At 67.2% G+C, this 12,388-nt stretch carries 12 protein-coding genes; 11 read left to right on the forward strand and 1 reads right to left on the reverse strand.

Annotated elements, in window-relative coordinates; all coding sequences use genetic code 11:
* Window positions 1-34 precede the first annotated feature (34 nt).
* On the reverse strand, window positions 35-736 hold the full coding sequence (locus E5CHR_RS16540; RefSeq protein WP_162580864.1) for a pirin family protein: 702 nt from the start codon (window positions 734-736) through the stop codon (window positions 35-37).
* 156 nt (window positions 737-892) lie between these two features.
* Here E5CHR_RS16540 and E5CHR_RS16545 point away from each other — a divergent pair, with 156 nt between their 5' ends.
* The 11 genes from E5CHR_RS16545 to bcsA all read left to right on the forward strand — a co-directional run bounded on the left by E5CHR_RS16545 (window position 893) and on the right by bcsA (window position 12,387).
* On the forward strand, window positions 893-1,846 hold the full coding sequence (locus E5CHR_RS16545) for a LysR family transcriptional regulator (RefSeq protein WP_162580865.1): 954 nt from the start codon (window positions 893-895) through the stop codon (window positions 1,844-1,846).
* A 71-nt stretch (window positions 1,847-1,917) separates the two neighbouring features.
* Window positions 1,918-2,988 (forward strand): NAD(P)/FAD-dependent oxidoreductase, encoded by a 1,071-nt coding sequence (locus E5CHR_RS16550; RefSeq protein ID WP_162580866.1) that lies wholly within the window; start codon window positions 1,918-1,920, stop codon window positions 2,986-2,988.
* Between the two features lie 17 nt (window positions 2,989-3,005).
* Window positions 3,006-3,920, forward strand: a complete 915-nt coding sequence (gene gluQRS, locus E5CHR_RS16555) for a tRNA glutamyl-Q(34) synthetase GluQRS (protein ID WP_162580867.1) — start codon at window positions 3,006-3,008, stop codon at window positions 3,918-3,920.
* Between the two features lie 2 nt (window positions 3,921-3,922).
* Window positions 3,923-4,657 (forward strand): tRNA (guanosine(46)-N7)-methyltransferase TrmB, encoded by a 735-nt coding sequence (gene trmB, locus E5CHR_RS16560; protein WP_162583746.1) that lies wholly within the window; start codon window positions 3,923-3,925, stop codon window positions 4,655-4,657.
* A 248-nt stretch (window positions 4,658-4,905) separates the two neighbouring features.
* Window positions 4,906-5,514, forward strand: coding sequence for a c-type cytochrome (locus tag E5CHR_RS16565; RefSeq protein ID WP_232062078.1), 609 nt, complete (start codon window positions 4,906-4,908; stop codon window positions 5,512-5,514).
* A gap of 5 nt (window positions 5,515-5,519) precedes the next feature.
* Window positions 5,520-6,809 (forward strand): c-type cytochrome, encoded by a 1,290-nt coding sequence (locus E5CHR_RS16570; RefSeq protein WP_162580869.1) that lies wholly within the window; start codon window positions 5,520-5,522, stop codon window positions 6,807-6,809.
* Between the two features lie 10 nt (window positions 6,810-6,819).
* Window positions 6,820-6,999, forward strand: coding sequence for a hypothetical protein (locus E5CHR_RS16575; RefSeq protein WP_162580870.1), 180 nt, complete (start codon window positions 6,820-6,822; stop codon window positions 6,997-6,999).
* Entirely contained in the window at window positions 6,996-7,565 is a 570-nt protein-coding gene (locus E5CHR_RS16580) for a cytochrome C oxidase subunit II (protein ID WP_232062079.1), read from the forward strand. Before E5CHR_RS16575 ends, E5CHR_RS16580 begins: the two co-directional genes overlap by 4 nt.
* A complete protein-coding gene (locus E5CHR_RS16585; RefSeq protein WP_162580871.1) occupies window positions 7,552-9,174 on the forward strand; it encodes a b(o/a)3-type cytochrome-c oxidase subunit 1 in 1,623 nt (540 codons plus the stop codon). The genes E5CHR_RS16580 and E5CHR_RS16585 overlap by 14 nt, the downstream gene beginning before the upstream one ends.
* Window positions 9,174-9,983, forward strand: coding sequence for a c-type cytochrome (locus tag E5CHR_RS16590; RefSeq protein WP_162580872.1), 810 nt, complete (start codon window positions 9,174-9,176; stop codon window positions 9,981-9,983). Before E5CHR_RS16585 ends, E5CHR_RS16590 begins: the two co-directional genes overlap by 1 nt.
* 250 nt (window positions 9,984-10,233) lie before the next feature.
* Window positions 10,234-12,387 carry a UDP-forming cellulose synthase catalytic subunit gene (gene bcsA / locus E5CHR_RS16595; RefSeq protein ID WP_269474055.1) on the forward strand — a complete coding sequence of 718 codons (2,154 nt, stop codon included), beginning with the start codon at window positions 10,234-10,236 and terminating at the stop codon, window positions 12,385-12,387.
* Window position 12,388 lies beyond the last annotated feature (1 nt).

Below are 12,388 nucleotides of genomic sequence, written 5' to 3' on the forward strand. Positions count from 1 at the left end.
TTGGTTAAAGCTGAAAACAAGAAATCGGCGGCGCTCAGGCCACCAGGTCGAACACCAGCACTTCGGCATCCTTGCCGGCGCTAAGCGTAAGTTGCGATTCGCCCTCGATCAGCGCGGCATCGCCGGTCGCAAGCTTCGTGCCGTTGACCTCGAGCTCGCCCTTCACGAGATGCACGTAGCCCTTGCGCTTCGGGTCGAGCGCCAGTTCGGCCTTCTCGCCGCTGTCGAACAGTCCAGCGTACAACCGCGCATCGGCATGCACCAGCACCGAGCCGTCGGCACCATCGGGCGAAGCCACTAGGCGCAAACGGCCCCGCTTGTCGGCGTCCGGAAACGCCTTCTGCTCGTAGCCCGGCGCGATGCCGCGCACGTTCGGCTCGATCCAGATCTGCAGGAAATGCGTGGTCTCGTCGGGCTTGTGGTTGAACTCGCTGTGCATCACGCCGCGGCCGGCGCTCATGCGCTGCACGTCGCCCGGGGGGATCGACTCGACGTTGCCCATGCTGTCCTTGTGCGCCAGCTCGCCCGACAGGACGTAGCTGATGATCTCCATGTCCCGGTGGCCGTGCGTGCCGAAGCCGGCGCCGGCGGCCACGCGATCCTCGTTGATCACGCGCAGGTTGCCCCACCCCATATGGGCAGGGTCGTAGTACCCCGCAAACGAGAAACTGTGGAACGAGCGCAGCCAGCCATGATCGGCATAACCGCGTTCCTGTGATTTACGAACCTTCAACATCTCTGAACCTCCTGCCCCGGGTGATGGAACCTCGGGGCCTTCATATGCCGCGCCGCATGCGCAGCGGATGAAGTGAACTTTAGGGCCTTGGCCTGGTCCCGAAAGCGCCACGATTTGATGGCATCATTCAAATCGTTTGAACGATGGAATGCGACCATGCACACTGCCCGCGAGGTGCTCACCCCCGATGCGCTTGCCATGCTGCAGACCGTCGTGGACACCGGCAGCTTCGCCGCCGCCGCGCGCCATCTGGACCTGGTCCCGAGCGCGCTGAGCTACCGCGTGCGCCAGATCGAGGACGCACTCGACGTGCTGCTCTTCGACCGCAGTGCGCGGCAGGCGCGGCTCACCGAAGCCGGCGCTGAGCTGCTGCGCGAGGCCTCGTGGCTGCTGAACGAGATCGACGCGGTGGCCAATCGGGTCAAGCGCGTCGCCACCGGCTGGGAGCCGATGCTCACCATCGCGATCGACAGCGTGATCGCGCGCGACCCGATGCTCGACCTCGCCACCGCCTTCTTCGCCCTCGAACCGCCCACCCGCCTCAAGCTGCGCGACGAGACCCTGCTCGGCACCATCGAGGCGCTCAGCAGCGGCGTGGCCGACCTCGCCGTGGGCGCGGTGCTCGACGCTTCCAGCCTTGCCTTCGGCAGCACCGGCATCCGCAGCCGGCCGCTGGGCCACCTGCGCTTCGTCTACGCGGTGGCGCCGCACCACCCGCTCGCGCGCCTCGAAGGCCCGCTGTCCGACGCGGTGCTGCGCCTGCATCGCGCCGTTGCGGCGGCTGACTCCGCGCGCGCCGGCCCGAGCATGACGGTCAATCTCGTGGGCGGCCAGGACGTCCTCACGGTGCCGACCATGCAAGCCAAGCTGGCGGCGCAGCTGCACGGCCTGGGCGGCGGTTTCCTGCCCGAGCCGATGGCGCGGCCCTACATCGAGGCCGGCCACCTGGTCGAGCGCAAGACGGAGCGTGCGCCGCCGCTGGCCACCATGCATTGCGCATGGCGCGAACGCACCGCGGGCAAACCAGGGCGCGCGCTCAAATGGTGGCTCGAACAGTTCGAACACGAAGGCACGCGCCGCGCACTGCTGGAGCGCCACCGTGGACGCTGAGCGCCTTCCGGCGTGCCGGGCCGGTTAGAGTCGGCCCCTGCCCTGCCACAACCCTCGATCGAGACAACGCCATGATCATCCGCCCGCCCGCCGACCGCCACCGATACCCTGCCGCGCGCCATTACGCCATCGTGGGCGCGGGCATTGCCGGTGTGGCCTGCGCCCGCACCCTGGTCCAGGCCGGGCACCGTGTGAGCGTCTTCGAACGCGAGGCATCGCCCGGGGGGCGCATGGCCAGCGAGTCGACGCTCTTCGGCCGCTTCGACAGCGGCGCCCAATACTTCACGGTGCGCGATCCCCGCTTTGCACGCGCGCTCGAGACTGCCGACGGCTGCTGCCGCCCGTGGAGCGCCAACCTCGTGCGCGTGCTCGACCCGCATGGCCGCGTGGCGGAGGCCGCCTTGCCGGGCCGCGAGCAGCACTGGGTGGCGCAGCCCGGCATGGACGCCCTGGTCGCACATTGGGCGGCGCCACTGGGCGATGCGCTCATTACCCGGACCCGGGTGTCGTCCATCGAGCCCGATGCGCTCGACGCGCAGCGCTGGCAGCTGCGCACCGAGGGTGCCGACGATGCGCGGCATGTCTACTCGGGCTTCGACGCCGTCCTGCTGGCAGTCCCGCCAGGAAGCGCACGCGCACTGCTGGGCGGGGGCGCCGCCATGGCTGCGTTGCGCGAGAAGACGGAGGCGGTGCGCATCGCCCCCTGCTGGACCTTGATGATCGCCTTTCCTCAGGCCAACCAGCCCACGCTGTCGCATCTCGGCCCGCAGTGGAACGCGGCCCGCAGCAACCATCACCGCGTCGCCTGGCTCGCGCGCGAATCCTCCAAGCCGGGCCGCGAGCGCATAGAGCGTTGGACGCTGCAGGCGAGCCCGGCCTGGTCGAAGGAGCACCTGCGTGACGATCCCGCGCGCGTCGAGGCCAAGCTGTTGCGCGCCTTTTCCGAGATCACCGGCATCCGCGCCACGCCTTCTCATGCGCAGACACGCTGCTGGCCCGAGGCGCAGACCCAGGTGCCGATCGGCGCGCCGCACTTGTGGGATGCCAAGATCCGCCTGGGCCTCGCAGGCGACTGGTGCACCGGACATCGCGTCGAAGACGCGTTCCTGTCGGGCCTGACGCTGGCGCTGAAGGTGGCCTGATTCCGAGCGTGCGTGCCATGACTGCGGTTGGCCGCTTCGCGCCCTCGCCCACCGGTCCCCTGCATGCCGGCTCGCTGGTCGCCGCGCTCGCGAGCTGGCTCGACGTGCGTGCCCGCGGGCCGCAAGCGCGCTGGCTGGTGCGCATCGAGGATGCCGACACCGAACGCTGCCTGCCCGGCATGGGCGAGCACATCCTGTCGCAGCTGGCCGCGTGCGCCCTGCTGCCCGATGCGCCGCCCGTCTGGCAGACGCAGCGCAACGCGCTCTACGCCCGAGCCCTGGAGCACCTGAAGGCCCTGCAGCTGGCCTACCCCTGCGGCTGCTCGCGCAAGGACATCGACGAAGCGCTCGCGCTGCACGGCGAACCGCACCGCCGCCACGGCGAGCGCGTCTATCCCGGCACCTGCCGCGACGGCCTGCACGGCAAGCCGCCGAGGGCCTGGCGCTTTGCGGCCGAGCAGTACGAAGCCGCTCGAACCTCGAAGCGACTCTGCTGGACCGACCGCCGCCTCGGCTGCCAGTACCAGGACGTCGCGCGCGAGGTCGGCGACTTCATCCTCAAGCGGGCGGATGGGCCGTGGGCCTACCAGCTCGCGGTGGTGGTGGACGATGCCGACCAGGGCGTGACCGACGTCGTGCGCGGCGCCGATCTCGCCGACAACACCGCGCGCCAGATCCTGCTTCAGCGCGCACTGGGCCTGCCGCAGCCGAGCTACCTCCACACGCCCGTGGTGCTCGGTGCCGATGGCGAGAAGCTCTCGAAGCAGAACGGCGCCACCCCGATCGACAGCAGCACACCCGCCGCCGCCGTGGCCGCACTGAATGCCGCGGCCGGTGTGCTCGGCCTCTCTGCCGCGCATGCCTCCAAGCCCGCGGAAGCCCTGGGCGGCTGGGTCGAGGGCTGGCGCGCTCTCTACAATCCGCGCCCGTGATGATGACCCTGCCCGCCAACGATCCCGCGCACGACGGCGATCCTCCCTCCGGCGATCCCCCGCCGCATCCCCTGCACCGCCGCCTCAAGAGCTTCGTCCGGCGCGCAGGCCGCACCACCGATGGCCAGGCGCGCGCCTTTGCCGAGCTGGGGCCGCTCTTCCTGCTGCCCTACCGCGCCGAGCCGCTCGACCTCGAAGCCGCGTTCGGCCGCGCCGCACCCACCGTGCTCGAGATCGGTTTCGGCATGGGCGAAGCCACCGCGCACATCGCCGCACTGAAGCCCGAGACCAACTTCCTCTGCTGCGAAGTCCACGAGCCCGGCGTTGGCGCACTGCTCAAGCGCATCGGCGAGCAACAGCTCTCGAACATCCGCATCTGCGCGCACGACGCAGTCGACGTGCTCGACCACATGCTGCTGCCGGGCACGCTGGCCGGCGTGCATGTGTTCTTCCCCGATCCCTGGCACAAGAAGCGGCACAACAAGCGACGCCTGATCCAGCCGGCCTTCGCGCGCAAGCTGGCCGAGCGCCTGACGCCCGGCGGCTACCTGCATTGCGCCACCGACTGGCAGCCCTATGCCGAGCAGATGCTGGAGGTGCTGTCGCAGGAGCCGCTGCTGCGCAACACGGCCGCGGCCTATGCGCCAAAGCCCGACTACCGGCCGCTCACCAAGTTCGAGAACCGCGGCCTCAAGCTGGGCCACGGGGTGTGGGACCTTGTGTTCGCGCGCGTCTAGAACAGCAGGGGCGGTGGGACTGCCTGGCTGGAGGCATTCAGCCTCCGTGTAAGACGATTCCTATGGACTCGGCTCCGTGGGGTAGGCATGCTTGCCGGCAGCCCCACCCCCTGCGAGGCCCCCGCCGGCGGCAACAAGTGACACGTCCACACCGAATCACGCAGGTCTGCCTGGCGCTTGCAGCCGCCCTACCGACCTTCGCGCTGGCGCAGGACGATGGGGTGCCGAGATTCAAGGAGCTGGACTCGATGGAAGCGAGAGTCCAAGGCTGCGTGACGTGCCATGGTCAAAGCGGCCAAGGCACCCGCAACGGCTCCTTCCCCCGCATCGCGGGCAAGCCGGCTGGCTACCTCTACAACCAGCTCGTCGCGTTCCGTGACGGCACACGTCGCTACCCACCGATGAACTACCTGGTCGCCTATCTGCCCGACGCGTATCTGAAAGAGATCGCGGAGCACTTCGCGAAGCAGCGTCCCCCATTTGCCGCGCGGGAGGATTCCAGTGCCGATGCCGCCACGCTGGCGCGCGGACGGGCGCTCGTGACCGGCGGCGACGTCCAGAAGGGCATTCCTGCCTGCATTGCCTGTCATGGGGCCGGACTGACGGGCATGAGTCCGGGAATTCCGGGGCTGGTCGGGCTCCGGCCGAGCTACATCGCCGCGCAGCTCACCCGGTGGCGAGTGGGCGAGCGACATGCCACGGAGCCGGACTGCATGAAACGGATTTCAACGCGGCTGTCGGAAGGCGAAGTCCACGCCGTGGCTGCCTGGCTCGGCCAGCAGGAACCGCCCAAGGACGCTTCGCCCGAATCTTCCAACCTTGTCCGCATGCCCCTGGCCTGCGGCAGCCAACGGTAGTCGCGATGCGCCGGCGCCTCCCGATCCTCCTCGGTGCCGTGGTGGTGATCGGAGCCATCGGCGCGGTCGCGCTGAAGTTCCTGCTTCCGGGCGAACTCCGTCCCAGTGACAACAGCGCAGCCGGCAATCCGACGACGCAAGTCATCAACAAGGGCGAATACCTCGCGCGCGCCGGCGACTGCGTGGCCTGCCACACGGAACCGGGCGGCAAGGATTTCGCCGGCGGCCGCGCCATGCCGACGCCCTTCGGCAGCCTCTATGTGCCGAACATCACCCCCGACGAGGAGACCGGCATCGGCACGTGGTCTCGCGAGGAGTTCTATCGGATGATGCACACCGGCGTCTCGCGCGACGGCACGCTCCTGTACCCCGCGATGCCGTTCGCCTCCTATACCAAGGTGACGCGCGAGGACTCCGACGCCATCTTTGCCTACCTGATGTCGATGCCCCCGGTCCGCCAGCGGAACCGCCCGCACGAGCTGCGCTTTCCGTACAACAAGCGAGAGCTTCTGGTCGGTTGGCGCGCGCTGTATTTCCGGGAGGGCGAATACAAGCCCGACACGAAGCAATCTGCCCAGTGGAATCGAGGCGCGTACCTGGTGCTGGGACTGGGCCACTGCGCGATGTGCCACACGGCGGTCAACCCGCTGGGCGGCTCGAGCGAATCCAAGGCTTTCGAAGGCGGGATGATCCCGAACCAGAACTGGTATGCGCCGTCGCTCACGTCGAACCGGGAAGCCGGCCTCGGCAACTGGAGCATCCAGGACATCAAGGATCTGCTGCAGACCGGCGTCTCGCACCGCGGCACCGTCTACGGTCCGATGGCCGAGGTCACCTACAACAGCCTCCAGTATTTGAGCGACGAAGACGTGGAGGCGATGGCCGTCTACCTGAAGGCGCTGCCGCAGCGGGACGCCGAACCGCCGCCCACGAGCCAGGCGCGGCTGGTGGCTCCCGGCGTCATGGAGACGGGCCGCAAGGTTTATGCGCAGCAATGCTCCATGTGCCACGGCCAGGAAGGCAAGGGCTTCCCGCCCGGGCTGCCGCCGCTGGCCGGCAACCAATCCATCACCATGGCTTCACCCGTCAACTCGATTCGCATGGTGCTCAATGGCGGGTACGCGCCGGGGACGAGAAAGAACCCACGGCCCTACGGCATGCCGCCCTTCAATCACATCCTCGATGACGAAGAGGCAGCCGCTGTCGTCACCTACATCCGCGTGGCATGGGACAACAGTGGCACGCCGGTGACGCCCCGCGAAGTCAATGAACTGCGCACATTGATACCTGAATAGGAGGGCAGCGATGGCCATGCCGAGCGAACAAGACGATGCCTCCGACGCCGAGGACCGTCGCGTCGACGAGATCGTGAGACGCGGCCCTTCCGGTGCATTCGCCGTCGCCGGTTTCGCGACCGCCATCGTCGTCGCCATTTACTTCGCCTTCTACTTCTTTGCCTACCTGCCGAGAGGAGCCGTCCAGTGACGGCTGCGAGTCACTCCGACAGCGCCTCGCACGCGACGGCCGTCGCGGCCGAGAGACGCTGGGCATTCATCGTTGCCGCCATCATCGCGATGCTCCTGGCCATGATGGTGTTCACGGGCCTGCACTGGGCGGCGATGCCGCCCTCCCGCGTCGAGACGATCGACGTGAACACGATGCATCTGAAGGGCGAGTTCGTCGAAAGCAACCTCGGGACGGCGCTCGGTCCCGACGGCAAGGTCACCGTCCGGCTCATCGCCCAGCAGTACTCGTTCTCGCCGCAATGCATCGTCGTGCCGGCCGAGATGCCGGTCACGTTCCGGGGCACGGCCACCGACGCCATCCACGGCTTCGTGATCGGCCGGACCAATGCCAACACGATGCTGGTCCCGGGTTTCGTCGCCACCTTCACGACCACGTTCTCCAGGACCGGCGAGCAGTTGATGCCCTGCCACGAATACTGCGGCACAGGCCACGAGGCCATGTGGGCACGGGTGCAGGTGCTGCCGCCCCAGGAGTTCCTCGCCAAGGCGAGAACCGAAGAAAGGCTGAACTGTGTTTCACGCTAGGAAACTTGTTCTCGCCCATTTCGGGGTCGCATTCGTCGCCTTCCTGGGCGCTCTCGTGCTGGGAGCCTGGCAGATGTACATCCGCAGCCCCTTGGCGACCTGGGTCAACAACCCGGAGCACTACTACCGCTCGGTGACCGCCCATGGCACGGTCATGGCGTATGTGCTGCCAACGCTCGTCGCGATGGGCTTCGGCTACGCGATCACCGAGCTCGCCCTGCGGCGTCCGCTCGCCGGTGTTCGCTGGGCGTGGGGCGGGTTCTGGCTGGTCATCATCGGCACGGCCATGGCAGCGGTCACGATGGCGTTGGGCAAGGCATCGGTGCTGTACACCTTCTATCCGCCGATGATTGCCAGCCCGTTCTATTACATCGGCGTGGTGCTCGTGGTCGTCGGCTCGTGGATCTGGGTGGCCCTCATGTCCCTCAATCTTCATGCCTGGCGCAAGGAAAACCCCGGCCAGACCGTGCCGCTCGCGATGTTCGGCAACGTCGCCGGCGCCTACCTGTGGACTTGGACGTCGGTGGGCGCGGCCGTCGAGGTGCTGGTGCTCATTCTTCCGGCATCGCTCGGCCTGACGGACACCATCAACGCTGGCCTGGCACGGGTCTTCTTCTCGTGGACCTTGCACGCCATCGTGTACTTCTGGCTGATGCCAGCGTACATCGCCTTCTACACGATCGTTCCGCGGGCCATCGGCGGGCGCCTGTACAGCGACACGATGGGGCGCGTCGCGTTCGTGCTCTTCCTGGTGTTCTCCATGCCCATCGGAATCCACCACCTGTTTGCCGACCCGCAGGTGGGAGCCGGATTCAAGTTCGTCCATGCAGCGATGACAGCCATGGTCTCGGTCCCCACATTGCTGACCGTCTTCACCATCGTTGCCTCGGTGGAGATCGCGGGCCGCCTGCGCGGAGGGCGCGGCCTGTTTGGCTGGGTCAAGGCGCTTCCATGGGACAACCCATGGATGCTGGCCGTCACCTTCTCCTTCGTGATGCTGGGCTTCGGCGGTGCCGGCGGCATCATCAACATGAGCTACCAGCTCAACGAGACGGTGCACAACACCCAATGGGTCACCGGTCACTTCCACCTCATTTTTGCCGGCGCGATCGTGCTGATGTATTTCATGGTGGCCTACGACCTCTGGCCCCAGCTCACCGGGTGCGCGCCGCTGTCGGCGAAGCTCATCAAGTGGCAGATCTGGAGCTGGTTCGTCGGGATGATGGTGCTGTCGATGCCATGGCATTTGGTCGGCCTGCTTGGCATGCCTCGCAGGATGGCCTACTACGACTACACGCATCCGGAACTGCAGCCGCAGGCCTGGACCGTCACCGCCTCGGCCATCGGCGGTTTCGTGCTGCTGGCATCCGGCATCCTGCTGGTGTACATCCTCGCCACCGCTCACAGACGCAAGGCGGACGTTGTCGAACCCTATACCTTCAGCCGCACGACGCATCCGACGACACACACGCCGGCGCTGCTGAACCGATTCGCGCTCTGGGTTGCGATGATGATCGGGCTGACGCTCGTCAACTACGGATACCCGATCTTCCAGCTGGCCGTGCTGAAAGACGCGTCGGTCCCTGTCATTCCCATCGGGAGCCGCTGATGGAAAACCAAGGCGTGCATTCATGGCGCAATCCATGGTTCCGCTGGTCGCTCGTGTCGCTGGCGGTGCTCGTCATCCTGAGCGTGCTGGTCGGCTTCGTCTGGTTGCCATCGGTGCACAAGGATTTCAGCGCGACGAACCTTTGGGATGCCATCTGCAGGGCCGCCGGCGTGCCGACAAGCTGGTCCGGCGCGACAGAGGTCAAGACGGGCGCTGCTTCCACGGACGTGGTGCTCGAACGCCGGATGGTGCGCGTGCCTGAAGGCGCCGCGGTCGGCCGAGGCGCAACGCTCGCCCTGAACTGCACGATGTGCCACGGAGCCCAGGGCATGAGCACGTCCGATGCGCCCAACCTCTCCGGACAGTACCCCGAAGTCATCATCAAACAGCTGCTCGACTACAAGGCAGGCCGGCGCTCGCACGCATTGATGGAGACGCTGGCGCAAACCATGTCCCAGCGCGACATCGAAGATCTCGCGGCGTATTACGCCTACCTCCCGAAGGCCAGGACAGCCCCCACTACCTACGACGAATCCCTGCCGGCGCTCGTACGCGTGGGGGACCCGCTGCGCAACATTGCACCGTGCATTTCATGCCATGGCGGTGTCGACCAGAAACTGGGCGCACCCTGGATCGAAGGGATGCCGAAGGAGTACCTGGTCGGGCAGCTGAAGGCATTCAAGTCAGGGGCGCGCCGCAACGACTCGCAAGCGCAGATGCGAAACATGGCGCGTCCGATGTCGGAGCAGGAAATCGCCGACGTGGCCGAGTTCTATTCGCGGAAGGCCAGTCCAGGGCAGCGGCACTGAAGGAGACGGGCCGGGCGAATGCATACCAATCACTTAAGTGAATTGGCGGCGTTACAACAGGTTGGAGAAATCTGGCATGCGGGCCATGGAATTCATGCAAATCTCGCGCACCACCACCAAGAACAATTGCAGTCAGCTGGATGAACGCCAAGGCCCTTCCCCCGCGCACCGCGCACCGTCATGCTTGCGCCGCCCTCGGGTGCCGTGTGCTGGTCCAACGCACCGCGGCCGCGCTGTCGCATTGCGCTTCGTGAGCGAAGCCAGGCCTTCCGCCGCCTCCGCCGCCATGCGCTCCGCCGTGCATGCGGCGGCATGGCTGCTCACGCTGTTCGCGCTGCCGGCGCTGGTCATCACGCCCTTGACGCTGAACCAGCAGCTCACGCTGTCCGTGTCGATCTTCATCGCGTCGCTGGTCCTCAACCGCTTCGGCGGCCGGTTCGCGACGCTGGCGTTGATGTTCCTGTCCGTCGTCGTCTCCTCGCGGTACCTGTACTGGCGCATCACAGACACGATGTACATGGACCATGCGCTCGACCTGGTCCTTGGATGGGGGCTGCTGCTGGCCGAGATCTATGCCTTCCTGGTGCTGCTGCTGGGCTACGTGCAGACCGCCTGGCCGCTCGGGCGCACACCCGAACCCCTGCCCGCCGACCTGGGCACGTGGCCCAGCGTCGACGTGCTGATCCCGACCTACAACGAGCCGCTGTCCGTGGTGCGCCCGACCGTGCTGGCTGCCCTGTCGATGGACTGGCCGCGCGACCGGCTTCGCATCTTCGTGCTCGACGACGGTCGACGCGAGGACTTCCGCGCCTTCTGCGACGAGGTCGGTGTGGCGCATGTCACGCGCAGCGACAACCGGCACGCCAAGGCCGGCAACATCAACGCAGCGCTCAAGCACACGAGCGGCGAGTTCGTCGCCATCTTCGATTGCGACCACGCCCCGGTGCGTTCCTTCCTGCGGTTGACGATGGGCGCGTTCGGGCGCGAGCCGAAGCTGGCGATGGTGCAGACGCCGCACTATTTCTATTCCGCCGATCCGTTCGAAAAAAACCTTGGCACCTTCGGCACGGTGCCCAACGAGGGCGAGTTGTTCTACGGCCTGATCCAGGACGGCAACGACCTTTGGAACGCCGCCTTCTTCTGCGGCTCGTGCGCCGTGCTGCGGCGCAGCGCGTGCGAGCAGGTCGGCGGCATTGCCGTAGAGACCGTGACGGAGGATGCGCACACCGCACTCAAGATGCATCGCGCGGGCTTCGACACCGCCTACCTGGCGATCCCGCAGGCGGGCGGCCTCGCCACCGAGAGCCTGTCCGGCCATGTCGGGCAGCGCATCCGCTGGGCCCGCGGCATGACTCAGATCTTCCGCACCGACAACCCGCTGCTGGGCCGCGGGCTGAGCTGGGCGCAGCGGCTGTGCTACCTCAACGCGATGCTGCACTTCCTCTACGGGCTGCCGCGGCTGATCTACCTCACCGCGCCGCTGGCCTACCTGGTGTTCGGCGCCAGCGTGATCCACGCCTCGGCCGCGATGATCTTCGCCTACGCGCTGCCGCACATCTTTCATGCCAACCTGACCAACAGCCGCGTGCAGGGGCGTTTCCGCTACCTGTTCTGGAACGAGGTGTACGAGGCGGTCCTGGCCTGGCACATCTTCCGCCCCACGCTGATGGCGCTGATCAATCCGAAGCTGGGGGCCTTCAACGTGACGGCCAAGGGCGGGTTGATCGAGCGCCGCTACTTCGACACGAAGATCGCCAGGGCAAGCATCTTCCTGCTGCTGCTCAACTTCATCGGCATCGGCTTCGGCCTGTGGCGCCTGGGCTGGGTAGACGACGAGCGCATCGCCACCGTCTGGCTCAACCTGGCCTGGTCTTGCTACAACCTGGTGATCCTCGGCGCCTGTGTCGCCGCCGCGAACGAATCGCGCCAGATGCGCACGGCGCACCGGGTGGCGCTGGAGATGCCGGCCGTGCTGCACCTGCCGGGCCAGGAGCCCATCGCCTGCCGCACCTTCGATTTCTCGGCCACCGGCCTGGGCATCGACTTGCCGGCCGACTTGCGCTGCGCGCACGACACCCCCGTACAGGTGTCGCTCTTCGATGGCGGTACCGAGCACCGCTTTCCCGCCTGCGTGCGCTTCAGCCGCGGCAGCCGGGTGGGCTTGCGCTTCGAGGGACTGACGATCGCGCAGGAACAGGCGCTGGTGCAATGCACCATCTCGCGCCCCGACCTCTGGTCCGAGCGCTGGGGACGGCATCCGCGCGCGGGTGCGCATCGTGTGCTGGCGCACATCGCGCGCATCAGCGCGGTCGGATTCAAGGACATGTTCGCGCACTACCGCCAGGCCCTCGGCCGCCGCCTGCGCTCGCCCGCGGCGGCGCATTCGTCGCGGGAGTCGAACTGAC

The sequence above is a fragment of the Variovorax sp. PBS-H4 genome, from assembly GCF_901827205.1.
Lineage (GTDB): Bacteria > Pseudomonadota > Gammaproteobacteria > Burkholderiales > Burkholderiaceae_C > Variovorax.

Coding starts and splice junctions, on each gene's coding strand:
- gluQRS (WP_162580867.1), top strand. CDS start 3,006: ATGACTGCGGTTGGCCGCTTCGCGCCCTCGCCCACCGGTCCCCTGCAT.
- E5CHR_RS16575 (WP_162580870.1), top strand. CDS start 6,820: ATGGCCATGCCGAGCGAACAAGACGATGCCTCCGACGCCGAGGACCGT.
- trmB (WP_162583746.1), top strand. CDS start 3,923: ATGACCCTGCCCGCCAACGATCCCGCGCACGACGGCGATCCTCCCTCC.
- E5CHR_RS16550 (WP_162580866.1), top strand. CDS start 1,918: ATGATCATCCGCCCGCCCGCCGACCGCCACCGATACCCTGCCGCGCGC.
- E5CHR_RS16545 (WP_162580865.1), top strand. CDS start 893: ATGCACACTGCCCGCGAGGTGCTCACCCCCGATGCGCTTGCCATGCTG.
- E5CHR_RS16570 (WP_162580869.1), top strand. CDS start 5,520: ATGCGCCGGCGCCTCCCGATCCTCCTCGGTGCCGTGGTGGTGATCGGA.
- E5CHR_RS16540 (WP_162580864.1), bottom strand. CDS start 736: ATGTTGAAGGTTCGTAAATCACAGGAACGCGGTTATGCCGATCATGGC.
- E5CHR_RS16590 (WP_162580872.1), top strand. CDS start 9,174: ATGGAAAACCAAGGCGTGCATTCATGGCGCAATCCATGGTTCCGCTGG.
- E5CHR_RS16565 (WP_232062078.1), top strand. CDS start 4,906: ATGGAAGCGAGAGTCCAAGGCTGCGTGACGTGCCATGGTCAAAGCGGC.